This is a genomic window from Algoriphagus sp. (genome assembly GCF_013373065.1).
Lineage (GTDB): Bacteria > Bacteroidota > Bacteroidia > Cytophagales > Cyclobacteriaceae > Algoriphagus.
In genome coordinates, this window is the sequence record NZ_JABXIN010000016.1 from 1 (window position 1) to 26,171 (window position 26,171).

Annotated in this window: 23 protein-coding genes; 11 read left to right on the forward strand and 12 right to left on the reverse strand. The window is 41.2% G+C overall.

The window, feature by feature from the left end; translation table 11 throughout:
* Positions 1–501 precede the first annotated feature (501 nt).
* The 3 genes from HWE15_RS12035 to alaS form a co-directional block, all read right to left on the reverse strand.
* Positions 502–1,620 carry a TlpA disulfide reductase family protein gene (locus HWE15_RS12035; RefSeq protein WP_290507789.1) on the reverse strand — a complete coding sequence of 373 codons (1,119 nt, stop codon included), beginning with the start codon at positions 1,618–1,620 and terminating at the stop codon, positions 502–504.
* An 87-nt stretch (positions 1,621–1,707) separates the two neighbouring features.
* The gene (gene gatB, locus HWE15_RS12040) at positions 1,708–3,168 is read right to left on the reverse strand and encodes an Asp-tRNA(Asn)/Glu-tRNA(Gln) amidotransferase subunit GatB (protein ID WP_290507790.1); all 1,461 of its coding nucleotides are present in this window, start codon (positions 3,166–3,168) and stop codon (positions 1,708–1,710) included.
* A gap of 16 nt (positions 3,169–3,184) precedes the next feature.
* Positions 3,185–5,809 carry an alanine--tRNA ligase gene (alaS, locus tag HWE15_RS12045; protein ID WP_290507860.1) on the reverse strand — a complete coding sequence of 875 codons (2,625 nt, stop codon included), beginning with the start codon at positions 5,807–5,809 and terminating at the stop codon, positions 3,185–3,187.
* Between the two features lie 690 nt (positions 5,810–6,499).
* Here alaS and HWE15_RS12050 point away from each other — a divergent pair.
* Entirely contained in the window at positions 6,500–7,612 is a 1,113-nt protein-coding gene (locus HWE15_RS12050; RefSeq protein ID WP_290507791.1) for an alanine racemase, read from the forward strand.
* A gap of 315 nt (positions 7,613–7,927) precedes the next feature.
* On the opposite strand, the gene HWE15_RS12055 is transcribed toward HWE15_RS12050, so the two are convergent.
* The gene (locus tag HWE15_RS12055; RefSeq protein ID WP_290507792.1) at positions 7,928–10,108 is read right to left on the reverse strand and encodes an acylase; all 2,181 of its coding nucleotides are present in this window, start codon (positions 10,106–10,108) and stop codon (positions 7,928–7,930) included.
* A 62-nt stretch (positions 10,109–10,170) separates the two neighbouring features.
* Complete coding sequence (locus tag HWE15_RS12060; RefSeq protein ID WP_290507793.1) at positions 10,171–11,061, reverse strand: aldo/keto reductase; 891 nt, start codon at positions 11,059–11,061, stop codon at positions 10,171–10,173.
* 118 nt (positions 11,062–11,179) lie between these two features.
* Here HWE15_RS12060 and pfkA point away from each other — a divergent pair, with 118 nt between their 5' ends.
* Together pfkA and HWE15_RS12070 are read left to right on the forward strand one after the other, a co-directional pair.
* Positions 11,180–12,154: a 6-phosphofructokinase gene (gene pfkA / locus HWE15_RS12065; protein ID WP_290507794.1), complete on the forward strand. Its 975-nt coding sequence runs from the start codon at positions 11,180–11,182 to the stop codon at positions 12,152–12,154.
* Between the two features lie 2 nt (positions 12,155–12,156).
* Entirely contained in the window at positions 12,157–12,492 is a 336-nt protein-coding gene (locus HWE15_RS12070; RefSeq protein WP_290507795.1) for a hypothetical protein, read from the forward strand.
* A gap of 19 nt (positions 12,493–12,511) precedes the next feature.
* Here the strand turns inward: HWE15_RS12070 and miaA are convergent, their stop codons facing one another.
* Positions 12,512–13,450 carry a tRNA (adenosine(37)-N6)-dimethylallyltransferase MiaA gene (gene miaA / locus HWE15_RS12075; RefSeq protein WP_290507796.1) on the reverse strand — a complete coding sequence of 313 codons (939 nt, stop codon included), beginning with the start codon at positions 13,448–13,450 and terminating at the stop codon, positions 12,512–12,514.
* 17 nt (positions 13,451–13,467) lie between these two features.
* Between miaA and HWE15_RS12080 the strand changes: the two genes are divergently transcribed.
* Genes HWE15_RS12080 through HWE15_RS12100 form a run of 5 tightly spaced genes read left to right on the forward strand, consistent with a single transcriptional unit; the run spans position 13,468 to position 17,213 of the window.
* The gene (locus HWE15_RS12080; protein ID WP_290507797.1) at positions 13,468–14,223 is read left to right on the forward strand and encodes a hybrid sensor histidine kinase/response regulator; all 756 of its coding nucleotides are present in this window, start codon (positions 13,468–13,470) and stop codon (positions 14,221–14,223) included.
* Positions 14,220–14,597 carry a response regulator gene (locus tag HWE15_RS12085; RefSeq protein WP_290507798.1) on the forward strand — a complete coding sequence of 126 codons (378 nt, stop codon included), beginning with the start codon at positions 14,220–14,222 and terminating at the stop codon, positions 14,595–14,597. Before HWE15_RS12080 ends, HWE15_RS12085 begins: the two co-directional genes overlap by 4 nt.
* The gene (locus HWE15_RS12090; protein ID WP_290507799.1) at positions 14,597–14,875 is read left to right on the forward strand and encodes a hypothetical protein; all 279 of its coding nucleotides are present in this window, start codon (positions 14,597–14,599) and stop codon (positions 14,873–14,875) included. The genes HWE15_RS12085 and HWE15_RS12090 overlap by 1 nt, the downstream gene beginning before the upstream one ends.
* Complete coding sequence (locus tag HWE15_RS12095; RefSeq protein ID WP_290507800.1) at positions 14,872–15,636, forward strand: MBL fold metallo-hydrolase; 765 nt, start codon at positions 14,872–14,874, stop codon at positions 15,634–15,636. Before HWE15_RS12090 ends, HWE15_RS12095 begins: the two co-directional genes overlap by 4 nt.
* Complete coding sequence (locus HWE15_RS12100; protein WP_290507801.1) at positions 15,636–17,213, forward strand: NFACT RNA binding domain-containing protein; 1,578 nt, start codon at positions 15,636–15,638, stop codon at positions 17,211–17,213. Before HWE15_RS12095 ends, HWE15_RS12100 begins: the two co-directional genes overlap by 1 nt.
* Here the strand turns inward: HWE15_RS12100 and HWE15_RS12105 are convergent.
* The 6 genes from HWE15_RS12105 to HWE15_RS12130 all read right to left on the reverse strand — a co-directional run bounded on the left by HWE15_RS12105 (position 17,210) and on the right by HWE15_RS12130 (position 23,754).
* Positions 17,210–17,578 carry a hypothetical protein gene (locus HWE15_RS12105; protein WP_290507802.1) on the reverse strand — a complete coding sequence of 123 codons (369 nt, stop codon included), beginning with the start codon at positions 17,576–17,578 and terminating at the stop codon, positions 17,210–17,212. The two genes, HWE15_RS12100 and HWE15_RS12105, sit on opposite strands and share 4 nt — an antisense overlap.
* A 1-nt stretch (position 17,579) precedes the next feature.
* Positions 17,580–18,353 carry a LytTR family DNA-binding domain-containing protein gene (locus tag HWE15_RS12110; protein WP_290507803.1) on the reverse strand — a complete coding sequence of 258 codons (774 nt, stop codon included), beginning with the start codon at positions 18,351–18,353 and terminating at the stop codon, positions 17,580–17,582.
* The gene (locus HWE15_RS16060) at positions 18,328–19,356 is read right to left on the reverse strand and encodes a sensor histidine kinase (protein ID WP_367203963.1); all 1,029 of its coding nucleotides are present in this window, start codon (positions 19,354–19,356) and stop codon (positions 18,328–18,330) included. Before HWE15_RS16060 ends, HWE15_RS12110 begins: the two co-directional genes overlap by 26 nt.
* A 98-nt stretch (positions 19,357–19,454) precedes the next feature.
* Positions 19,455–21,761, reverse strand: coding sequence for a fasciclin domain-containing protein (locus HWE15_RS12120; protein WP_290507805.1), 2,307 nt, complete (start codon positions 21,759–21,761; stop codon positions 19,455–19,457).
* Positions 21,762–21,898: 137 nt separating this feature from the next.
* Positions 21,899–23,323 carry a pyruvate kinase gene (gene pyk, locus HWE15_RS12125; RefSeq protein ID WP_290507806.1) on the reverse strand — a complete coding sequence of 475 codons (1,425 nt, stop codon included), beginning with the start codon at positions 23,321–23,323 and terminating at the stop codon, positions 21,899–21,901.
* A gap of 2 nt (positions 23,324–23,325) precedes the next feature.
* The gene (locus HWE15_RS12130) at positions 23,326–23,754 is read right to left on the reverse strand and encodes an IPExxxVDY family protein (protein ID WP_290507807.1); all 429 of its coding nucleotides are present in this window, start codon (positions 23,752–23,754) and stop codon (positions 23,326–23,328) included.
* Positions 23,755–23,906: 152 nt separating this feature from the next.
* Here HWE15_RS12130 and HWE15_RS12135 point away from each other — a divergent pair, with 152 nt between their 5' ends.
* Genes HWE15_RS12135 through rnc form a run of 3 tightly spaced genes read left to right on the forward strand, consistent with a single transcriptional unit; the run spans position 23,907 to position 26,163 of the window.
* Positions 23,907–24,143 (forward strand): acyl carrier protein, encoded by a 237-nt coding sequence (locus HWE15_RS12135; RefSeq protein WP_024282156.1) that lies wholly within the window; start codon positions 23,907–23,909, stop codon positions 24,141–24,143.
* 19 nt (positions 24,144–24,162) lie between these two features.
* Positions 24,163–25,416, forward strand: a complete 1,254-nt coding sequence (fabF, locus tag HWE15_RS12140; RefSeq protein WP_290507808.1) for a beta-ketoacyl-ACP synthase II — start codon at positions 24,163–24,165, stop codon at positions 25,414–25,416.
* Between the two features lie 6 nt (positions 25,417–25,422).
* Positions 25,423–26,163, forward strand: coding sequence for a ribonuclease III (gene rnc / locus HWE15_RS12145; protein WP_290507809.1), 741 nt, complete (start codon positions 25,423–25,425; stop codon positions 26,161–26,163).
* The last annotated feature ends 8 nt before the right edge of the window (positions 26,164–26,171 follow it).

Consider the following 26,171-nt stretch of genomic DNA (forward strand, 5'->3'; position numbering starts at 1 on the left):
CCAGCGGTTAAAACCGCTGGCAATTGAGGCCAAGTTTATTTACGAGCGAACGGAGTGTATTTCGCCCAAGGCATATTCCTTTTACCATTGAGACTGCTTCCTCCTTCGTCGTCGCAGTGACAGTAACCATTTATCTCTGTTCGAGATTCGTAATCCCGAACCTTCTTGCCCGCGTTCGTGTCTTCACAAACGGATTTGATTTCGAACAAGATTCCTTGAAGTATTCAACTCAAATCCCCCGCGCCCCCTTTGGATTGAAACCCTGGTCCTTACTAAATATAGAATTCAAAGGGGGAGTTGAGGCGGGATTTTCTTGAGTCCAGCGGTTAAAACCGCTGGCAATTGAGGTTAAGTTTATTTATGAGCGAAGGGAGTGTATTTCGCTGAGCAAAGAGAAGCATATTTCGCCGAAGGCATATTTCTCGTTACTTGAGGGACTGCTTCTCCCGATTCTCGGGCTCGCAGTGACACTTACCCTTTATCTCGCTTCACGAAAGGCGCTTATTGCCCAAACAACTCTTCCAACTTTCTTTCCAAAGTAGGTCCGCGGAGATCCTTTGCGATGATTTTACCATCCGGATCAATCAAATAAGAAGCTGGAATCGCTTGTATCTGATAAATAGTGGCTGCTTCGGAATTGAAGTATTGCAAGTCTGAAACTTGGGTCCAATTCAACTGATCATCTTCAATAGCCTGAATCCAGTCTTCGCGATCACGATCCAAGGAAACTCCAAATACCTCAAATCCTTTGTCATTGTACTTATTGAACATGCGGACAACATTTGGATTTTCTGCCCGACAAGGCTTACACCAAGCCGCCCAAAAATCAATTAGTACATATTTTCCTCGTAAATCAGAAAGTTTTTTGATATCCCCTTCCGGGTTAGGTAGGGCTATTTCCGGTGCGATTGCTCCAATTGCCAAAGCCCGAAGTTCATCCAATTGTTGCTTTAACTGAATAATGCTCACCGTATTTGGATATTTTTGATCCAAACGCTGAATCAATTCATCTAGGAACGGAAAATCATTCTTTGGATTTAGCAATCCGATTGCTGCCAAAGAAGCAAAACTATCTCCCATGCTATTGATGGTTTGTTTGACGCGTTCTGCCTGATTGGCTTCCAAATCCAATGCCTGAGCCTGAATACTTTTAATGGTTTCGGCATCATTATTACTCATCGCCTCATAATAGGCCTCATTCAAGGCATTTACATCGGCCTGGTAGTCCGCCATCAATTTTTCCAACTTCAGCATTTCCTGACTATCCTTCGAACCTTCAATTTGGATAGCTTCAGGTTGGGAAAAATCATAATTCACCTGAACATCTTCCTTCAACAAGGCGAGTCTTACGGATCGCTGTCCAAAGAGGTTCAAGTCATAAAAGGTTGGATCTTCCACTTGTAGTTCATAGGAAAAATTCCCGTCTGAATCCAAATCCAAGGTATCCAAAACCCGGGGTCTGCCATCAGTAAATTGTGATAAGACAACCACTCCTTCAGGCGCATTGGAAATTTTACCGGAAATCTGAACCAAATCATCTTGCGCCGAATCGGCTTCTCCTCCACAGGAGAACAAGGAAATTAAACTTAAGATCCAGATACTTGTCATTACTTTTTTCATCTTTTTATACATTACTTCTCGGAGATAAATTTGGCGTGATCTAAATTCTCATCATTTCAGAAAATTCAAATCGGCAACTTTTCTCCCTTATTTATTCAATAATTCTGTCAATAGTTTTGTTGCGACTTTCGGGTCAGCTTTTCCATTGGATTTCCGCATTACCTGCCCCATAAAAAAGCCCGTCAGCCCCTTTTTACCGGACTTAAACTCGGCAACTTTCTTTGGGTTTTCGTTCAACACTTCCTCAATAATGGGTTGAAGCGAATTCGCATCACTTTCCTGAATCAAATTCAGTTGCTGCGCCACTTGAAGCGGTTTTGCCTCCTTATTTTTAATTAATTCCGGAAATATCTTTTGAGAGGCCACTGAGGAACTTACTTTCCCCTCCTCTATTAATTCCAATAATTCTGCCAAGGATTGGGTAGAAACAGGAAAACCCTGAATATGAATGGCTGTTTCATTCAAATAGGACTTTACCGGACCCATCGTCCAATTAGACGCAGCTTTGTAAAGGGAAGTTTCTTGGCACAATTCATCAAACCAAAGCGCCAATTCCTTGGATTCAGTAAGAAAAGCAGCATCATAATCCGGAAGCCCATATTCCTCTACAAATTTCTTATACAAATCTCGTGGTAGTGCTGGCATGTCCACTTGGATGGAATGGAGCCATTCTTCGGAAATCAGCACAGGGCTCAAATCCGGCTCTGGGAAATAACGATAGTCATTCAATTCCTCTTTTGTTCGCATCCCAGCAGTTGTTCCTGTATCCGCATCAAAGGTTCGGGTTTCTGAAATAATCTCCTTCCCATTTTCCAATAAGGTAACCATCCGCTCAAATTCATGCTCAATGGCCCGAACCACATTTCGGAAGGAATTCATATTTTTCACTTCTACCTTTTTCCCCAACTCCTTCGCTCCTTTCAGCATGACTGAAATATTTGCATCACAGCGCAAGGAACCTTCCTCCATATTTCCGTCACAGATATCCAGGTATTTCACGAGCTTTTTGATCTCGGATAAAAACGCATAGGCTTCCTCCGAACTATAAATCGCAGGTTCGGTCACGATTTCAATAAGAGGCGTTCCAGCTCGATTAAAATCAACCAAGGTATCTGCTTCTCCTTCCAAGTGGATGGATTTTCCGGCATCCTCTTCCAAATGGATTCTGTTCAGTTGAATATCCTTGGCGCTGCCATCGGATAGACGAATCGGAACAATTCCTCCAACGCAAATAGGACCTTTATCTTGGGTAATCTGATACCCCTTTGGAAGGTCTGGATAGAAATAATTTTTTCTGGAAAATATATTGTATCGGGTAATCTCCGAATGGCAGGCCAAACCCATTTTAACGGCATATTCAATGGCCTTTTTATTTACCTTCGGAAGAGTCCCTGGATGGCCAAGCGTGATTGTTGAAATCAAGGTATTGGGTAAGTTTCCAAACTCTGTGGAATCGGCAGCAAACATCTTGCTTACAGTCAGAAGTTGCGCATGAACTTCCAGCCCAATTACTACTTGATACTTATTTTTTTTTTCTTCGCTTAGCATGCAAGCCGAGATTCGATTATAAAAACTGTTCTTTGGCCTTTTGAACTACATTAGGCAAACCTTGCAAATTTTTCCCTCCGGCCGTTGCGAAGAAGGCTTGTCCTCCTCCACCGCCTTGGATTTCTTTTGCCAGATCCCGAACGATAGTTCCTGCATTCCAACCTTTGGAATCAATCAGGCTTTCATCCAAAATCACGGCAATTTGTGGTTTTCCATCTACCGCTGCAGCCAAGACCACAAAGGCATTTTCCACTTCATTTTTCAACTCATAGGCCAACTTCTTCAAAGCATCTGCATTTGGCAATTCCACTTGGGCGACCAAAATACGGGCATCTCCCTGATCTACGAATTGGGAAAGTAGTCCCTTTTTCACCTGAGCCGCTTTTTCCAAATGCAAAGCTTCCAGGTCCTTCTTAAGCTCATTTCGCTCTGTAAGCAAGGACTCGATGGCCTTCCGAATATCTTTTGGGTTTTTCAGTAAATCCTGCACTTCTTTCAGCAAGCTTTCCTGATCCCGTAGATATTTTTCAGCGGCTACCGATGTGATCGCTTCAATCCGACGAACTCCCGAAGCAACAGATCCTTCTGAAATGATCTTGAAGAAACCAATTTGTCCGGTATGAGGAACATGCGTACCTCCACAAAGCTCTACTGAAAAACTCGGATCGAAGGTGATAACACGCACAAAATCTCCATATTTTTCACCGAAAAGCGCCATGGCCCCCATTTTCTTTGCCTCTTCAATCGGTACATTTCGTTTTTCACCCAAAGCAATATTCTCTCGGATTTTTCGATTGACGATTTCCTCCACCCATTGGATTTCAGCATCTGTCATTTTACTGAAGTGTGAAAAGTCAAATCGCAAAAGCCTTTCATTCACCAAAGAACCTCGCTGCTGTACATGTTCTCCCAATACTTCCCGAAGGGCAGCATGAAGCAAATGCGTGGCCGAGTGATTATTCATGATCAGCTGACGTTCGGCGGCATCAACACGAGCCGTAAACGGAATCCGGGGATTGATGGGGAGTTTCTCCACAAAATGAACGATCAAATCATTCTCTTTTTTGGTATCTACCACGCGGATCTTTTCTTCATCCGAAACCAACCATCCCGTATCTCCTACCTGCCCGCCACTTTCTGCATAAAAAGGTGTCTTGTCCAACACCAACTGATACTTTTCTCCTTTTTTCTCCTTTACCGTCCTATATTTTACAATCTGAGATTGGCTCTCTAGAAAATCATATCCAACAAAATCGACTCCTACTTCCTCTTCTAACATCACCCAATCCCCGGTTTCGGATTCTGAAGCAGCTCTGGAACGATTTTTTTGCTTTTCCATTTCCACTTCAAAGCCCTTTTCATCCAGGGAGAATCCGCTTTCACGTGCAATGAGGGAGGTCAAATCCAAAGGAAACCCATACGTATCGTACAATTCAAAGGCTGTTTTACCAGAAATCACCTTCTCTCCTTTTTCGCTTAACTCAGTTTTGATGGAGGCCAGCATTTTTAGACCGTTGTCCAACGTGCGAAGGAAAGAACTCTCCTCTTCCTGAATCACTTTAGCAATGAAATCCTGCTGCTGTCGCACTTCCGGGAAAATATCTCCAAAATGCTCCGCCATTAAAGGACACAATTCATATAAGAAAGGTGACTGGAAACCTAGAAAAGTATAGCCATACCGTACCGCCCGACGAAGAATCCGTCGAATTACGTAGCCCGCTTTGTTATTGGAAGGAAGTTGGCCATCTGCAATCGTAAATGAAATAGCCCGAATATGGTCCACCACTACCCGAAAAGCGATATCCGTTTGTTCGTTTTCCCCGTAGTTTTTACCGGATTTCTTTTCCAGATAAGAAATAAAAGGGGTGAAAATATCGGTGTCGTAATTGGATGATTTTCCTTGAATGGCCCGAACCAAACGTTCAAAACCCATCCCCGTATCCACATGCTTTGCCGGGAGCTCCTTCAGACTTCCATCGGCGAGACGATTAAACTGCATGAATACCAAGTTCCAAATCTCGATTACTTGCGGATGGTCTTGGTTAACTAATTCCCTCCCAGGAGTTTGAGCGATTTCATTTTCCAATCTCAGGTCAATATGAATTTCGGAGCAAGGGCCACAAGGTCCTGTATCACCCATTTCCCAGAAATTATCCTTTTTGGAACCCATGATGATGCGGTCCTCTGGAACGATGTTCTTCCAGAAATCATAGGCTTCCTGATCCATTTCCAGATTCTCAGAAGGATCTCCTTCAAAGACAGAAACATATAATCGATCTTTTGGAAGTTTGTAAACTTCTGTCAGCAATTCCCACGCCCAGTCAATCGCCTCTTTCTTGAAATAATTCCCGAAAGACCAATTGCCCAACATCTCAAACATGGTGTGGTGATAGGTATCTACCCCCACTTCTTCAAGGTCATTGTGCTTTCCGCTCACCCGAAGACATTTCTGAGAATTGGCAACTCGAGGATATTTGGCGATTTCATTTCCCAAAAAGGCATCTTTGAACTGATTCATCCCTGCGTTGGTAAACATCAGGGTTGGGTCATTTTTTACCACAATTGGGGCCGAGGGAACGAAATGGTGGCCTTTGGACTGAAAAAACTCGATAAAGGTGCTTCGTATTTTCTTTGCTTCCATGGAAGTTGAGCTTGCGCTTTTGATCATTAAGTTAAAATCCAAGACAATGGGCCTGGATTTAAGCTCACAAAAATAGCAGTTTTAATGGGCTTAGGTAAATGGAATTCAGAAAAACAGCAGGATTTAATGGATTTTAGAATTTGAAGCTTTGGATAGCGTGAAGAATAGGAAGAGTGCTGCGCAGATAATTGTAAGATAGGACTACGTCAAGATATGTCATAGAGGACCTCCTCCCCCGTTCGTGTCTCCACGAACGGGAAGCCTGATTTTCCTGCTGTTCGGTATTTGTAATCCCGAACGTCTCTATCTGAATTTTCATTTCAAATCCCCCTTACCCCCTTTGATTAGAATATCCGGTCTTTACCGCAATAAAGGTCATAGCGGGAGTTGGGGCGGGGTTGTCCTATAGTTCAGCGGTTAAAACCGCAGGCAATTGAATCGGTGAATCTTTCAATAAAATCTCACGACCGAAGGAAGTATATTTTGCCTCAGGCATATTTCTTTTCACCATTAAGACTGCTTCCTCCTTCGTCGTCGCAGTGACGGTAAAACCAATGTGTCGCCTAAGGCTTATTTCCTGCCAGGACAGTCAGGAACGAACGAAGTATGTGTATTTCGAAAGACAAAGTCGAGCTTATTTTAAAAGGAAGCTTAACTTTACATGAGTCACATCAAAAATTATAATTAGTCATGGACTACCGAACCCAGATAACTTCCCCTACTTTATTGATTGATGAAAAGATTTGCCGAGCCAATATTCAAAAAATGGCAGAAAAGGCATCGCTTCATCAACTGGAACTCATTCCTCATTGGAAAACCGCACAATCAAAAAAAATCGGAGAATGGGCACGGGAATACGGGATTCGGAAAATCACTACCTCTTCCATCCGACAAGCGGCTTATTTGAGTAATTCAGGTTGGGACCTGATTCATATCGCCTTTCCATTTAATATTCGGGAGATCCCAAGACTAAATGAATTAGCAAAAAATCAAGCGATTTCGGTTCAAATCGTCAACCCCTTTACCATTCAAAAATTAGCAGAGAAAGTCAGCACCCCGATTGGTTTTATGATTGAAATCGATGCCGGATATGGCAGAACGGGCGTTCATATAAGTGATTTTTCCAAGATTGATGAGATTTTGCGAATTGCAAAAACTTCAAATAACCTTTCATTTTTAGGCTTTTACATTCATCCGGGTCATACTTATTACAAACCTGACAAGGAACTGATCTACCATGAAACCCGTCAGGCCTTAGCCATGCTGAAAACCAAATATGAGTCAGCCTATCCTAATCTTGTGACCCGAATCGGAGATACTCCAGGCTGCTCCGTAGCCACTGATTTTGGAGATATTGACCAGATGGGACCTGGCAATTTTGTCTTTTATGACTTGATGCAAGTGGAATTGGGAAGTTGCAAGAAAAGCGATATAGCAGTGGCTTTGGCTGTGCCTGTCGTAGATATAGTCCCTGAACGAAAGGAGATTTTGGTTCATGGAGGTGGCGTACACTTAGCCAAGGATCATTTGATAGAAAAGGATGGCAAAAAGAACTTCGGGGAGATCGTTTACCTTGAAAAAGACGGTTGGAAAACTCCTGAGTCTAGATCATTTGTAAAGAGTATATCACAGGAACATGGCTTAATTCAAGCTTCAGACGAACTTCTGAATTATGTTCAAATCGGGAATTTGCTGGGAATTTTACCCATCCACTCCTGCATGACAGCAGATGCTATGGGAGCTTATCTCAGCTTATCAGGTGAATGGATTGACCATGCAGAGGAGAAGAAGTTTAAGGTTTAAGAGTTAGATTGATATAGATTGAATTGGTTTGCCATCATACAGGCACCGAATTCTCATTTACATATCAAAGATTAAGAACTGTCTATTAGGGAATTGAGATTTGTAAAATAGCTGTCTTAAAAGAATTATTGTCACATTGAGCGAAGTCGAAATGTAATCCAAACATCTAGAAGCGGCCTTCGACTCCGCTCAGGCTGACAATAGAACGCTGTTTTGGACAGCATAATTGATAGGAAATATTCTTTCAAGGCAAACAACCCAGAACAAAGAACCTCGAACAATAATAACTTTTAGTTAGGAAGACAATAGGCTACCCTACCTCTTCCCTGGCTGATATCGTTCCTCGGCTCTTTTCTCTACATCTTCTCGGTAATAGGCCACTTCTTTGAAATTAGCGTCTGCGTAACGTTGGGCTTGATCTAGGAAGTGAGGGGAATTCGGATCTCCGCTTTGACCTCCTGCTAGTACGCTTTTGGCGCGAACTTTCTCTCCAAATTCTACCACGGCCACAAAACTATTCCCCGAACTTCCATACAATCTTTTGGTTCCCTCCTTAGTACTGGCTCCATAGGACGCTAAGGCTCCCCAGCGGCCAGAGGCCATTCCAATTGGAATGTAGGGTTGATTATCATCGTAGGCCAAATTAATGTCTCCACTGAGCCGTTGGAATCGGTTGATTTCGCCCCAAGGAGTGTTCCAAGAACCAAAATCCTGGTTCATCTGCGCTAAAGTCTCCTCGAAAACCCGAACCATTTCTTTCTGAGTTTCAGGTTGATTATGGGATGCAAGCGTTTCATTTTCGACCAATTCCTGCATATCCCGAAAATTTCGCAGATGATTCATTCCATAGAAATGAGCCAAACTCATCGCAACCGATTCTTTGCTGGTTTTGAAATCCCATTCGTTCAAGACTTCCATTGCTTCCTTTGTTTGAGGATCAGTTCCATACTTTTCCAATGCATTTACCAAGGCAGGCATCAATCGTTCAAAAGCCGGCAAAGTAGGTTCATAAGCCAATTCAATAAAGGAATCCAAGGTCAAGTTGGATGCTTCTTTTAAAACCTTGACGGCATGAATTCCTCGGAAATTTTCGCGATCAGGAGCCATGTAAAAAGGATAATCTTCTGCTTTTGGACTAAATTCTCCCGCTGCTGTAAAGGGTGTAGAATTACAATTCTGAATCCAACCTGTTGGTGGATTTAATAAGGTGATGCTTTCATCTACCGTATGAAGGCCCTGCCAGTCCGTTTCCGGATTAGATCCGTCCACGGGCTTGGAAAAATCAAATTCAGGATTTCGTTTTGGAATAAAATTGCCATGGAAATACCCAATATTCCCTTCTGCATCAGCAAACACAGTATTGTTGGAGGAATTGGTTCGGATATCCATCATCTCGCGGAATTCCTCATAGTTATTAAGCTTCGTCCGCGTATAACTTTGAATCAACGCATTTACCGGATCCCAATTGATTTTCGTGGCTACCCAGCGGTCTTCCAATTGATGCGTAATAGGTCCATGATGTGTGCGATAAAGCGTAAATTCTCTCTCCTTCAAGCCTTCATTGGTTTTGTATGAAAGTTTAACCGGAAATGACTCTACTTCCCTTTTTTCAACTCCATAGCTATACACTAAGGTCCCCTCTTCATCGGTAACCTCTTCCATAAATTCATCGATGAAGTCCACCCGAGTGGAAGTATGAATCCAGCCTGTTTTTTCATTAAATCCCTGATAAACAAAAAACTGTCCCCAAGTTACGGCCCCATAAGCATTGAGTCCTTCCTCACTAACCACATGAACTTCGGGTCTGAAATAAAAGGAAGTATGTGGATTGATCAATAACATGGCATTACCAGAAGCCGTCATTTCTCCAGAAACGGCAATCCCATTACTACCTTTGGGTTCTTCCTCCGGATCCGGATGACTCAAGCCATCCCCATATTCAGACAAAGCCAAGGCTTTATTATTTTCATAAAAAGCCCGAATCCGGGAAGCGGGTATTTGTTCTATATCTCCTCCTATCGACCCTTCAAAAAAATACATCGGCATCCAAGGTTCATATCTTTCAATCACTCGGGGCTCTACTTCAGGATGAGTGTGCAAATAGTAATTGACACCATCTGCAAAGGCCTGACAAAGCTCCTTCAGCCAATCCGGTGCACTTTCGTAGGCCGTTATGGCCTCTGCTTCAGTCATGTATAAATTCGCCCGAACATCGGAATAAATTGCTTCCTCACCCTCAAGCTCGGCTAATCTCCCCGTAGCCCAAATATAGTTTCGTTCTACCCTTCGAAAATCATCTTCACACTGTGCGTAAAGGAGTCCAAAAACGGCATCTGCATCGCTTTTTCCATAAATATGAGGTACACCAAAATCATCCCGAATGATTTCCACGCGTTCAGCTTGAGCTTCCCAGCGTTCGATTTCGGTAGAAGGTTTTTGCTCACAGGCTATAAATGAAAGAGAAATAAATAGGAAAAGGATGACAACTCTTTGCATAATTCAGAATTTGGGTGAGCTCGAAATTAGGGTATTTTTCAGTTCAGCCTGAAAAAATTGGACTATCGGTGATTTTCGTAAGTAAAGGCAGGAATTTCTTTCCTTAACGCTTGAATAAGTTCTATAGAAATCCTTTGACTGGAATCATATGCTTGGATTAATTTTTGAACCTGATTCAAATTACTGACTCCTACTGAAAGGGAAGCTACTGCAGGTTGGGAAAGTCCAAAAGCTAGGAGAATGGCTTGAGGATCATGCCCTGAAGCTTGAATAACTTCACGGATCTTTTGAACATCCCTTGCAGTATGGTTTAAATAATCTTTAGGGTCTTTATCCAATAAAAGTCCTTTTGCTAAGGAGCCCCTCACCAATACCCGTGTATCCGATTTTTCCAAAAGTGGAAATACGCTTTCTTCCGGTCGCCGATCCAAAAGACTATACTGCATCATAATCAGAGCAGGTGGATCCTTTTTTAATACGTTTCGAATGACATTCGGTCGAATGGATGAAATCCCAAAAGCTCTGATTTTTCCTTGTTGTTTCAGTATTTCAAAGGCTTCCAATGTTTCATCCCAAGGATCATCAATCGTTCCTCCATGCAGCAGGTAAAAATCCAGATAATCGGTTTGCAATCGTTGAAGGCTTTTTTCAACTGCTTCTAGGATGTAGGATTTCCTAGGATTCCAATCCCAACCACTTCCATCGGAACGCCATTGGTTTCCAACTTTTGAACTGAGTAAAACCTCCTCTCTTCGATTTTTGATTGCTTTTCCTACATTTTGTTCGTTGAGTCCTTTTTGGTAGAGGTCAGCTGTATCCAATAAATTAATTCCCGCATCCAATGCTGCATTTATGATTTGCGCAGCTTTTGAGGAATCTTCTGGCAATGACATACAGCCCAAGGAGATCTGGGGTATTTTAAAATCAGTTAGCGGTAAGGTCAACCTTTTCATACAATTCGCTTTTCTTTTTGATGAACTTCCCTGCGGAAAAAATTATGGTTTATTCTTTTTAGAAAGTAAGGCTTTCTTTCTTTAATGCATATTTTTGCAAAGCTTTTAACCTATTAAAATGAAAAAAATCGCTGTTTTTACTTCTGGAGGAGATAGTCCCGGGATGAATGCCTGCATTCGGGCTGTTGTTCGTACGGCTATCTACAAAGGATTGGAAGTCTACGGAATCTATCATGGCTATGAAGGGATAATTGAGGGAGATATTAAGCGGCTCCACACCTATTCTGTCAGCAATATTGTACAACGAGGAGGAACCATGCTAAAATCTGCCCGTTCGGCAGAATTCCGAACGCCTGAGGGTAGAAAAAAAGCATATGAAAACCTCAAAGCCCATGGAATTGAAGGTTTGGTAGCCATCGGAGGAGATGGAACCTTCACTGGCGCCAAAATTTTTCATGAAGAATTCGGAATTCCAGTCGTAGGTTGTCCAGGGACTATTGACAATGATATTTATGGAACTGATTACACAATTGGGTTTGATACAGCTGTAAATACCGCCTTAGATGCCATCGATAAAATCCGAGATACAGCAGCTGCTCATGACAGAATCTTCTTTATTGAAGTGATGGGCAGAGATGCAGGCTTTATTGCCGTTGAATCCGGAATCGGTAGTGGTGCTGAATTTGTAATGGTCCCTGAAACCCAAACCGATTTGGATGCTGTGGTAAAATCCCTTAAAAACCTTCGCAAAACCAAAACTTCAAGCATTATCGTGGTGGCTGAAGGAGATGCAGCCGGGAGTGCGGCAGAGATCATGGAAAAGGTAAAATCCAAAATACAGGATAAAAACAAGGAATTTAAAGTAACTACCCTAGGCCATATTCAGCGAGGCGGAAACCCTACCGCCCGAGATCGGGTTTTAGCATCAAGATGCGGAATGGCTGCAGTGGAAGGGCTTTTGGAAGGAAAAACCAATTGCATGGCAGGTATAATGAATCAGGAAGTGGTCTATACCCCATTTGGAGATTGCATCGGCAAAACCAAGCCATTGATCGCAGATCATTTAAAACTAATCGAGTATCTAAGTATTTAACCATGGGCTACATCCCTTTATTTCTAACCATCTTAGGAGCATCCCTCCTGTTTTTCCTCACGGTAAAAAACACCTTGCAGCGAAAGCTTAAGCTTCAAAAGGAATTAACGCAGGCTTTGAGTACCCTCTCCCCCGAACTTCAGCTCGAAGAAAATAAGCTCCCCAATCCAGATGAGATTTTAGAAACTTTAAAGGATTCTCAGAAAAAACAACCCAATCTGGAAAAAGCTTTGAGCTTGGTGAGGGAATTGAAGGTGAACCGGATGCAGTATAACCAACTGATCAAAAAAGCTCCCTACAATTGGGTGGCAGCGATTGGTGGTTTTTATGAAATTTAAGTAGAAAACTTTTGCTTTATTAAGAAGCCAATTGGTGATCAATCCAGTTAATAATCTGATTTAATTCACCGGGTTTAAACCACTGTATTTCAGCATCTTTTTTAAACCAGGTTAATTGCCTTTTGGCATAGCGACGCGAGTTTCTTTTCAGTAGCCGAATCGCCTCTTCTCGATCATAGTTTCCCTCCAAATACCCAAATATTTCCTGGTATCCGACCGTTTGCAAGGCATTTAAATGGCGCTTTTCGAAGAGCTTCTCTGCTTCCTCGAAAAGCCCTTCATCAATCATTAGATCCATTCGGGCGTCAATTCGCCGATAGAGTTCATCTCGCTCTCGATTCAATCCTATTTTTAAAACTCGAAATGGTCGCTCTACCTTTTTTTGCTGACGAAAAGAGCTGAAAGGCTTGCCTGTTCCCCGTATTATTTCCAATGCACGCATCAAACGCTGAGGGTTTTGGGTATCTACCAATGCGTAGTAGTCAGGATCGGCTTTTTTCAGTTCCTCCTGCAAATGAGTTATCCCTTTTTCTTCAAATTCCTGAATTAGTTGCTTTCGAAATTGGGGATCTACCTCAGGCATTTCATCAATTCCTTCTGAAATAACCTTTGCAAACAAGCCCGAACCTCCTGTCATAATCACCACATCCTTTTCTCGGAAAAGCTTATCCAAAATTTTCAAAGCGTCCTCTTCAAACTGTTTGACATCATACGGATCTTCAATCGAAATGGAATTGATCAAATGATGAGGAACTTCTGCCAGCTCCTGAGGAGTAGGTTTGGCTGTACCTATTTCCATTTCCCGATAAAATTGCCGGCTATCACAGGACACAATGTCTGTATTGAATTTTTTGGCTAGATTGAGACACAGTTCTGTCTTACCGACAGCGGTAGGCCCAACAATTAAAATCAAAGTGGGTTTGGCAGACAAAATGGGTGAGATTTGGTTTCGTTTCAAAATTCCAAACTTAAGGAATGAAAAGCAAAAGCGTATTGATTGTTGAAGACAATGATTTGAACCGCAGGTTTTTTGAGAATTTGGTAGGCCAAATTTGGAATTATGAAACAGCCCTCAATGGAAGGGAAGCTATTGACAAAGCCAGCAACAAAGCATTTGATTTGATCTTGATGGATATCCAAATGCCTGAAATTGACGGAATCAATGCCCTAAAAAAAATAAGAGCCAAAGGTCAAGGCAAGTGTCCTATTATCGCTGTTACAGCATTTGCGGATGAGAGTGACCGAACCACTTTTATGAATGAAGGATTTGATGATTTTATTACAAAACCCATCCGCCCGAAAGAATTTTTGAAGAAAATAAAAGATGCCCTAGAAGATAAACCAAAAGATAAAACCAATGAATCTAAAAATCTGATAATCAAATCTATAATATTTGATAAATCAGTTTTTGAGCAACTTAAAAAATATAATAAAACCGAAACGATTCAACAGATTTACCAAGACTTTTTGGAGGAAGCCAAAGCTCTTCTCGAGGATTGCAAAAAGGCCATTCTTGAAGGAAATCACAGCGAGGTAACTAGGAAATCTCACATCATTAAAGGAAATGCCGGCACTCTCGGAATCAACTTGGTATTTTTCGCAGCAACCGAAACAGAGGCCCTTGGAAGAAAGGAAGAATTTGAAAAAATGCCTGCCGCATTATTGAAATTGGAGAAAGAAATTGAAACATTTCAAAAATATTTAGAGGAAGAAATTATTTTTAAACCATGAGTCATCAAAAAAGAATACTGGTTGGAGAAGACAGCTCCATCATTATTAATCTTACCAAAAACGTTCTGGCCTTTGAGAATTATGAAATGACTGCCGCCAGAAATGGAAAACAAGTATTGGAAAAATTGGAAAATGAAGATTTTGATCTGATTCTGATGGACATTAGTATGCCTGTATTGGATGGCATCAGCTGTACCAAAATGATTCGGGAGATGAAAGGTGAAAAAAAATCATCCATTCCGATCATTGCGATTAGTGGAAACATCCACAATATGACCCACGAAGAATTCCGAAAAGCTGGATTTGATGATTTTATTCAGAAACCACTTGATTACGATAAGGTGTTGGCAACCGTGAAAAAATTCCTGAATTAATGGCCATTAAGTACACACGTCACTTTTTAGATAAACTGGAGAATCTTTTTGCTTCTTCAGAATATATTCTCCGCTACGAAAAGGGAAACTTCAAATCTGGTTATTGCATTTTGAAAGAGACCAAAATTGTAATCATCAACAAATACTTCCCTTTGGAAGGAAAAATCAATGCCCTCGTAGACATTTTGGGAGAGTTACAGTTTAATCCACAGGACTTTTCAGAAAAATCAGTTCAGGATTTCCTAAAAGAATTACAACAAACCCAATTGAAGTTTTGAAAATCCGTTTTCTTGGCACAGGAACTTCGCAAGGAATCCCCGTGATTGGCTGCGATTGCGATGTATGTAAATCACTGGATTTCAGAGACAAACGATTTCGGACGTCTGTTCATATCGAAACCAAGGGAAAGAGTCTTGTCATCGATACAGGACCGGATTTCCGAATGCAAATGTTACGGGCTGGAATCTCTCAGCTAGATTCAGTCCTGTTCACCCACGAGCACAAAGACCATACAGCGGGTTTGGATGATATCCGCCCTTTTAATTTCAAGCAAAAGAAGGATATGCCGATCTACGGAAGGCAGCAGGTGATCGATCAAATTAAACAGGAGTTTTCTTATATCTTTTCTGATTTAAAATATCCCGGAGTACCCCAAGTTCAACCCCATGTGATTGATCATCAAAACTTCAAAGTGGAAGGGATAAAAGTGATCCCCATTCCTGTCATGCACAATAAGCTGCCGGTATTAGGGTTTCGGATTGGAGATTTTACCTACATCACCGATGCAAATTTTATTTCAGATCAATCCAAAAAACTAATTGCGGGTTCGAAAATTTTGGTTCTGAACGCCCTCCAAAAGCCCCCTCACCAATCCCATTTCACTTTACATGAAGCTATCGAACAAGTACAATCAATGGATGTTCAGGAGGCTTATTTTACCCATGTTTCCCACAAATTGGGGCTTCACCATCAAATTGAAGCTGAACTCCCTGAAGGAATTCATCTTGCCTATGATGGACTTGAATTAAATTTGCCCTAATGCACCTGAATTTTCATTTTCTCCGATTTCTAAGTCCAAGGGTTGAAGAGATTCTGAAGGGTTTTGAAGTAAGCGCCTGTTTTTCCCAAAATAAAGACGAGCTCATCATTGAGTTTCAAAAAGAGGAAAATCTTCGCTATTTGCGGGCCCATTTTCTTCCACCACAGATTTATTATTCATTTCCTGAGAAATTTCAACGAGCCAAACGAAACTCGATCAATCTTTTCCCAGAATTAATAGGAGAAAAAGTACGAGCATATCACGTTTTGAACTTTGAGCGAGCTTTTTATCTGGAAATGGAATCTGGAGCTATTTTACTTTTAAAACTTCACGGAAACCGAAGCAATATTCTCCTCTACCGTCCCCATGAGTTTCAACCGCTTCGTGTCTTTCGAAATGAAATCCGAGACGATCATGAGTTGGATTGGAGAAGCCTTGAAAAACATTTGAACCTAGGTCAAAACCGGTTTAAAGAACTGGGTGGAAATGCTTCTCAATTTCTACCAACACTTGGGAAAATACCACGTGAATGGCTGAAAGAAAAAGGGTATCCAACAGCTTCACTGGACGAAAAATGGGGCTTGATGCAGGATATCATGGATATGTTGGACAGCCCTTTATTTTCATTGGTTCAAAAAGATGAAGAGGTATATCTGAGTTTATTGCCCGAAGACACTTCCATTGCTCAATTTGGCGATCCAATAGAAGCATTGAATGAATTATTTTACAAAGCTTTAGTCGTTGGAGCTTTGGAGAAGGAAAAGCGACAATTCCAAAAGCATTTCTCAGAGCAACTTCGAAGAACCAATAATTATTTAGCAAAGGCTCAAAGTAAATTAAACGAATTGGAGAACTCCCCTCCTCCATCCCAAATTGCCGATGTCATCATGGCAAATCTCCATGTTTTTAAGGGAGGTGAATTGAAACAAGAATTATTTAATTTTTATACACAGGAAACGATTCAAATTGAGCTAAAGCGAAATCAAAAAGCCCAGGATCTAGCAGCTCAATTATATCGGAAAAGTAAAAACAGACAAATCGAACTAAACCAACTTTCAGAATCTATTCAAGCCAAAGAAGCTTTAAAAATACATTTGGAGATACTTTTGGAGGAAGTTGAGCAGATAGCGGATTTCCGAGAGCTCAAAGAATTCAAAAAGCGTAAAGGAAGCGAATCGAAAATCACCAAAGAATCAGAAAACCTTCCTTTCCGACAATTTCAAATCGAAGGCATGGATGTCTGGGTAGGCAAATCCGCAAAGGACAATGATGAAATGCTTCGACGTTTCGTCCATAAAAATGACCTATGGTTGCACGCTAGACAAGCTGCAGGTTCCCATGTCATCATTCGAAATGCCGCAGGTAAAGCCATTCCCAAAAGTACACTGGAACGCGCGGCCTCACTTGCAGCATATTATTCGAAACTAAAAAATGAAAGCTTGGCACCTGTTATTTTCACAGATGCAAAATACGTTCGAAAGATAAAAGGAACAGCTCCTGGGATGGTTTTGGTGGAAAGGGAAAATACGATACTTGTTCCACCAATCGGTCCGTCAGAGGAAATTTCAATTAATTAGGGATAGATTTTTGGCGGATCAGGTGACTTCAAGGATATTTTATTAAATCCCTTCACCAATATTACAGTTCCTACAATTCCGGTCGCACCACCCACATAAAGCAAAGTCTTTCCCACATCAGGGTTACTTCCCAGCAATTGCCCCCCGATAATAGTCACCGTATAGCCGACCGTAGCAATGAAAATCCCTGTTTTTAACTGCTTTTTGGATTGGTCCAAATTCAACTGAACTTCATAAAGTTCTTGATCCAAGGCCCGAATTTCTCTTCGTAAGGAATCTAAGTTTGCTTGTCGTGATGTAGTCTGTCCGTAAACAGAGATGGATATTAAAATCGATAAAAAAAGACAGAAAAATAACCGACTCATTTTACTGGTTAATCCAATTTTTAAATTCATTTACCCGTTCCCTAGCTACGACTAAGGCATCTTCACTTTTAGCATTCATGGAGAGCGCCAAGCGACCATTAAGATAAGGTTTGATTTCCACCAAACCATCAAGATGGATAATCATGGAACGGTTAATTCTATAAAATTTGAATGGATCAAGCAAGTCTGCTTCCAGCTCACTTAGCGTATGCTCAACCAAATAACGAGTAGCAGAACCGATCTCCACCAAAAATGTCAGGCCATTTTCTGAATAGAAATACGCGATATTTTCGGTTGGTATAAAGACATATTTATTTCCCAGCTTTGTCAAAAATCTTTTCTTATAAAACTTTGATTCATATTTATTTAATATGCTTTTTATAAAGTCAGGGTTTAAATTAGTTGATTCACTTTTTGAATTAAAACTACTCGCCTTTTCCAGGGCTTTGACCAATCGATTTTCTTCAATGGGCTTCAATACATAATCAATGCAATTGTGGTCAAATGACTGAAGCGCATATTGATCATAAGCAGTAATAAATATGACAGGAATTTCCAGCTCTGGAGATTCGGCAAATGCTTTGAAACTTAATCCATCTGCCAAATGGATGTCACAAAGAATAAGATCAAAATCTTGAGGATTTGAAAGATGCTTTTTGAGAGATTTGACACTTTGTACGGAAGCTGTTAGCTCCCATTCGGGGAAATTTCGCTTTACAATGGACTTAATCCGTTGTTGGGCCAGTGGTTCATCTTCTACTATAAGCAGTCTCATTTCTTTCTATCAAAGGCAAGGTTACTTCAAAAGTATTCTCTCCATCATGAATCCGGACAGATTGATTAAGAAACCTATATCTTTCAGAAATGTTTTGAAGCCCAATTCCTGTGGACGCTTCCACTGCCTCTTTGAGTTGTTTTGGGTTCGAAATTTTTATTTCATTCGAGCTAGCCGAAATACGGATAGTCAAGGGCTCATCCTCCGTGAAATAGTTGTGTTTGACAGCATTTTCGACCAATAATTGTAAAACTGCTGGCGGCACCCTTTTCTTTTTTGCTTCAGGGTCAATAGTTATTTCAAATGATAAGGATTGATTAAAGCGTATCTCCAAAAGGTCCATGTAATCCTTTAGAAAGTGGAGTTCCTCCTCCAGAGATACCAAATCGGCTACCTTATTATTCAGCAAATAGCGGTAAATCCCGCTCATCTTTTGCAAATAGCTATCCGCCAAATCAATATTTTCATGAATCAGCGATGAGATTGCGCTGAGGTTGTTAAAGAAGAAATGAGGATTGAGTTGCATGTTTAGCGATTCCATCCTGGCTTCGGTATTAAGTAGCTTCAACCTTTCTGCCTCTAATTTCTTTTCGCTGTATTTTTTATTAAAGAAATAAATAGCATTGATTGAGTTGAGAAAGAGATTTATTCGAAAAAGGAAGCCTAAAGTCAAAAGGAAATTAGGCTTTGTCATTCCGAAAGGGCCCCCAAACACCAAACCGGTAGTTTTGACAGATATAAACGCAAGCCCAGTAATGAAGATAAAACTTGAAAAAAACTGAAGAACCAAGGGATGGATTTCTGGAAATTTTTGCAACCCCCAGGATTCAATTAAAAAATTTATCAGCCATACCAAATAACAAAGGGCTAAAATGAGTACAAAAAGTTGGTTTTGAGGGAGAGCCGCCTGAAAAAGACGATCACCTTCCAGGATGAGGATATTGAAAAAGGAATACAACCCCAATAAACCCGGATAGATCCATTTATATCGATGGCCAAACATTCTGCTTCTTGCTTTCCCTACTAAATCAAACTTTAAAATAAAAAAGCAAGGGAAGGGATTGATCCCTCCCCTTGCATGTGGTAGTTAAAAGAATATGTTTACAAGGTAGGTAGTAAGACGCCATTAATGACGTGAACTACACCGTTTTCTATTGCTACGTCTGCTACTTGAACAGTATAGGTCGCTCCTCCTGCATCAGTTACAGTTACAGTTCCACCGTTTCTCGTCACCGTCAAATCTTCTCCAGCCAAGGTTGGAACAGTTTGAGAACCTTCCGCTAAGTCAGTTGAGAAGGCAACCGCTGGCACCACATGGAAGCCCAATACTTTTTGCAATCCTTCTAAGCCAATTGTATTTACCAATTCTTCCAAGGATGCTACCCCAAGAGTTCCAAGTAATTGAACGAATGCATCATTTGTTGGGGCAAAAACCGTAATCGCGTCCGCATCCAACAAGTCTTGGCCTAATCCTGCTGCTGTAACAGCATCCAAAAGAATTGTCAAGTTTGCTTCAGTAGCAGCCTCAACAATATTTGGCAAATCTTCTTCAGGCAACAAGACCCCGTCAATTACATGAACCACTCCATTTTCGATGGCAACATCGGCCACTGCTACATTAAAGGTATTTCCTCTAGCATCTGTAACCGTCACAGAAGATCCTGATCGAGTAACTGTCAAATCTTCGCCAGCTAATGTAGGTACCGTTTGCGCTCCTTCTGCCAAATCAAAAGAGAAGGCCGTTGCAGGAACTACGTGAAATCCTAAAATTCGAGTCACTTCTTCCAAACCTACTGTAGCTACCAATTCCTGCAATGAATTTAAACTCAAGGCATCTAGCAGATCAAGGAATGCCTGATTTGTTGGTGCAAAAACAGTCATCGCTTCTTGATCGAGAAGTGTTTGTCCCAAACCAGCGGCAGTCACCGCATCCAACAACACAGTCAAATTCGCAGCAGTGGCAGCTTCAACTACGTTTGGAAGGCTGAATTCTGGAAGAAGTACACCATCAATCACATGTACAACTCCATTTTCAATAGCTACATCTGCAGCAATAACATTTGCAGAATTTCCAAGAGCATCAGTTACCGTCACTCCAGAACCGTTTGCTGTTACAATCAATTCCTGTCCAGCCAAGGTGGTAAAGGTATTTGAAGCTTCTAAGTCTGTAGAAAATGCAACAGCAGGAACCACATGGAAACCTAAAATAGTTTGAAGGTTTTCAATTCCACCAATTCGCGCTACTAGTTGATCCAAGTTAGCTGCGTTGTAAGCATCTAAAGCAGCAGCGAATGCATCATTGGTTGGTGCAAAAACAGTCATTGCCTCTGCTCCTAGCAATGCACCACCTAGATCAGCTGCCGTCACCGCATCTAACAAAGTAGTAAGACCAGCCGCCTGAGCAGCTTCTACTACATTAGGTAGCATCAAATCCGGCAACATCATACCATTGATAACGTGCACCACTCCATTTGCAATCTCAATATCAGCTGCAACTACCTGAGCTGTACGTCCTAGTTGATCAATCACAGTCACAACACCACCAGCTACTTCAACTGTAATGTCTTGCCCTGAAAGGGTGGTAAAAGTATTAGTGGCCTGCAAATCTCCTGACATGGCAACAGCAGGTACCACATGGAATCCAAGAACTTTTTCTAAGTTCTCAACTCCTCCAATTTTCAAAACCAATTCATCCAAATCTTGCGCACCAAATACTTCCAAAGCAGCTGCAAAAGCTTCATTGGTAGGCGCAAAAACAGTGATTGCTCCTGCTGAAAGTAAATCATTTGCAAGTCCATCTACAGCAGTAACTGCAGCCAAAAGGGTCGTTAGTCCAGCATCAGTAGCTGCTTCAACCAAATCAGGTTTCGGCAACTCAATGGAAGGAATCAATACTCGATCGATTACATGAACCACTCCATTTTCGATTTCAACATCAGCTTGCAAAACACGAGCAGTATTTCCTGCTGCATCAATTACAGTCACGATTCCAGGAGCCCGATTTACCACCAATTGCTGACCAGCTAGCGTAGTAACAATATTGGTCTCATTTAACTGATCCGAAAAAATAGTGTTTGGCACTACATGGAAACCTAAAACAGTCTCCAGATTCATAGGGCCTCCTAATTTTTCAACTAATTCATTTAAATCCGCCGCTTCAAACTCCGCTAATGCATTCGCAAATGCATCATTGGTAGGGGCGAAAACGGTAATAGAACTTTGATCCTGAAGTGCCGCTTCCAAGCCTGGGATAGCCCGAACAGCAGTTACTAAAGTTGTTAATCCGGCATCTTGAGCCGCTTCCATTAAGGTAGGATAAGGAATTGGGCCTTGGTAGTCCTCGTTTTCGCACGAAACGAAGGTTAAAAAGAAAGCCCCAACGAATAGGTACTTTAAGAATTTGAACATAGCGATTTTGGTTAGTTTTAGTTAAAAAACCATAAGCACTATGCATTGATTGACCAAACTAGGTGAACTGTAGAAAAAGAAGGGTGAATTGTATAATTATCCCCTTGAATTGAAAAAAGCCCCGAAGGGCTTTTCAATTAATTGACAATGTGAATTTTCAGCATGTTGGTCCTGCCTTTCTCCTTGAGTGGCATACTAGCTGTATTGATAATGATGTCTCCGGAATTGACGTGCTCATCTTTTTTCAGGGTATTTTCAATATCCTCAAAAGTGGCATCAGTAGAAACTTGGTTTTCATAATAATAGGCCCGAACACCCCATACCAACGACATTTGAGTAATTAAGTTTTTGTTTCGAGTGAATACAAAAATATTTGCCTTCGGCCGGTGAGAGGCAATTCTGAAGCCTGTGAAACCAGATGAAGTAATTCCAACAATGGCTTTTGCCTTCACATTTCTGGAGAGACGGGAAGCCATCAAGATCAAGTTATTACTCAAAAAGGTAGGATCCCCTTCCTGGATTTTATATAGGTGATGATAGATCTCTGCATTTTCTTCCAAATAGCTGATAATGCTTGACATGGCCTTCACGGCATTCACTGGATAATTTCCGGAAGCTGTTTCCGCAGAAAGCATCACCGCATCTGCCCCATCCAACACGGCATTGGCTACATCATTGGTCTCCGCTCGGGTAGGTCGCGGATTATTGATCATGCTTTCCATCATCTGAGTTGCGATGATTACTGGCTTACATGCTAATTTGCATTTCTCCACCATTTTCTTTTGCCAAAGTGGTACAATTTCCTGCGGAACTTCCACCCCTAAATCTCCTCTAGCGACCATAATCGCATCAGTCGCTTCAATGATGGCATCGATATTTTCCAAAGCCTCAGGCTTTTCAATTTTTGCGACGATTTTGCAAGACTTCCCTGCTTTATCAATTCGCTCCCTCAAATCAATTATATCTTCCGGTGAGCGTACAAAAGACAAAGCGATCCAGTCCACTTCTTGCTTCAAGCCAAATTCCAGATCCTCGATGTCTTTTTCGGTCAAGGAAGGGGCTGAAACTTTGGTGTTTGGTAGATTGATTCCTTTTCGGGATTTCAAAAGCCCTCCATGAATCACCGTACAATTCACATTTTTTCCATCGGTATCATCCACAACCAATTCCAGATTTCCATCATCGATCAAAATTCTATCCCCAGATACTACATCATTGGGAAGATTTTGATATACAGTCGACACCAAAGAAGAAGTTCCTACTAAAGGTTCGTTGGTAATAGTGATTTTATTTCCCGGAACGATTTCAACCCCATTATTTTCGACCTCCCCTACTCGGATTTTTGGTCCTTGAAGGTCCTGTAAAATTCCCAAGTTCAGATTTTCCTCCTTGTTGATTTTCCGGATGATCTCAATTACTTTTTGATGGACATCATGGGTGCCGTGAGAGAAATTCAAGCGGAACACATTAGCTCCTGCAGCTGCCAAACTTTTGATGGTATCATAGTTATTGGAAGCAGGCCCAATGGTTGCAAGGATTTTGGTTTTATTGAAATGACTCATGTTTAATAGGTTAGTAGGTTTTCTTTGGACTTAAGTTTATTGACATCCAGTTTGATTACGTTTTGGATATAAGGGTTTTTAGAAAGTTCAGAAACAAAAAGCTGAGAATCAATTTGATACGTTTCATCTTGTAACAACAGGAAATAATCCATGTACTTGAGTTCCGGTATCAAATAGGAAACTTGTCTTGATGAACTCAATGCTTTATTTTTCAAAAGCTGGATATAACCGTGCGGTAAAGAAAGGAAATATTGGCTAATTTTCAGATTGGGAACAGACAAAAACTCAATTTCCAGATCTTCGGTTCGAATGAGGTTTAGGTTCATCTCCCGATTGATAAGCCAGGCCATTTTGTAATCCCTCACAGGGGATACAAGGCCCAAAAGTTCAAAATCATAGCTGTGTTCTATTTGTAGTTTTACCTTCTTCATAGAGGCACATCAAGGTGCAGGTCAAAGTTAGAAATAAAAAAGATTCAGAGGACAGCAACTTGTCTTACAAAAATTTACTTGAATCATTTCTTTGTCTATTACCTTTTAAATATATTTCTTTGCGAAGTGTTATTAACTAAACTGATCACAAAATGTCTGAAATTGCACAAAAAGTAAAAGCCATCATTGTTGACAAACTGGGCGTAGAAGAGTCTGAAGTGACTATGGAAGCAAGCTTTACCAATGACTTGGGAGCTGATTCTTTGGACACTGTAGAATTGATTATGGAATTCGAAAAAGAATTCAACATCTCTATCCCAGACGATCAGGCTGAGCAAATTGGTACAGTCGGACAGGCTGTTTCCTACCTGGAGGCTAACGTCAAATAATAACCCTTAAATTCATTCCATGAATTTGAAACGAGTTGTTGTAACTGGTATAGGTGCCCTTACACCCATTGGCAATACTTCTGAAGAATTTTGGAAGGGATTGGTAGCGGGTGTAAGTGGCGCTGCACCAATTACCAAATTCGATGCTTCACTTTTCAAAACCCAATTTGCCTGCGAGGTCAAGAATCTCAATATAGAAGATTTCATTGACCGTAAAGAAGCTCGCAAAATGGATTTGTTCACCCAATATGCAATGATTACTGCCGATGAGGCCATTGTAGATTCTGGGTTGGATCTTGAAAAAATCGAAAAATCCAGAGCAGGTGTTATCTGGGGCTCCGGAATCGGTGGACTTCGCACTTTTCAAGAGGAAGTTACAGCATTTGCCACAGGTGATGGTACTCCCCGATTTAATCCTTTCTTTATCCCAAAAATGATTGCGGATATAAGTGCTGGATTTATCTCAATAAAGTACGGATTCAGAGGTCCTAACTTTGTAACAGTATCTGCTTGTGCATCGGCTACCAATGCGTTGATCGATGCATTTAATTATATCCGATTAGGAAAAGCTGATATTTTCATTTCCGGAGGTTCAGAGGCTGCAGTAACCGAAGCAGGTATTGGTGGATTTAATGCCATGAAGGCACTCTCCCAGCGAAATGATTCTCCTGAAACTGCATCCAGACCTTTCGACAAAGACCGTGACGGCTTTGTATTAGGAGAAGGTGCCGGTGCATTGATTTTGGAAGAATATGAGCATGCAGTTGCCCGAGGAGCAAAAATCTACGCTGAATTGGTAGGTGGCGGTATGTCTGCTGATGCTAATCATATCACTGCTCCACACCCTGAAGGATTGGGAGCAAGTGAGGTAATGCAAGCTGCACTTCTTGATGCGAATCTTAAGCCTGAGGACGTAGATTATATCAATGTACATGGTACTTCTACTCCTTTGGGAGATGTCAGCGAAACCAAGGCTATTGAAAAAGTCTTTGGGGAGCATGCCTACAAAATGAATATCTCCAGTACAAAATCCATGACAGGTCACCTGTTGGGAGCAGCTGGAGCCATTGAGGCCATCGCCTCGATATTAGCCATTCGAAATGGGATTATTCCGCCTACCATCAATCACTTTACAGATGATGAGCAGTTTGATCCTAAGTTGAACTTGACTTTCAATAAAGCTCAAGAACGAGAGGTGAATGTGGCATTAAGTAATACCTTTGGATTTGGCGGACATAATTGCTCTGTCATTTTCAAAAAAATTAATGGGTAAATAAGCTTGAGACTCCTTCAGCTACTCGGATTTCAACGAATTTTATTTAACAAAAAAGATCAAAGGCTTGCCTCCTCCATCAAAATGATGGTAGGAAGCAAGCCTTTAAATATTTCCCTCTATCGACTTGCTCTTACTCCTGCAGGGCTTGGAAAAGAAAATGAGAGAGGGCATCGAATTTCAAACGAACGGCTTGAATTTCTCGGTGATGCTATTTTAGGAGCTGTTGTTGCAGAATATCTATTTCAAAAATACCCCCTTCGGGATGAAGGTTTTCTAACCGAAACTCGATCCAAATTGGTCAACCGTGAAAGCTTGAATGAAACGGGAATCAAAATTGGACTTCGAAACATTCTTCAAGATTTATTGGATGGCACCTCGTTTACTGGAAGCAAGTCCCTTTACGGTGACATGCTTGAAGCTTTGGTAGGAGCTGTTTATCTTGATCGCGGATATCGTTTTACAAAAAACTTTATTCTCTCCAGAATTTTACTCCATTTTGATATTGAAGGGATGGTCACCACCACCATGAATTATAAATCAAAAATCGTGGAGTGGTCTCAAAAGGAAAACAAGAATATCGATTATAAAATTTTGGAGATCAATGGCAACCAACGCTATAAAGAGTTTGTTGTCGCCTTAATGGTAAACTCAAAAGAAGTAGCTACAGGCAAAGGACCTACCAAAAAGAAAGCCGAACAGGAAGCTTCAAAAAACGCCTGTGATTCCCTACAAATCCCTACCTAAACCAACGC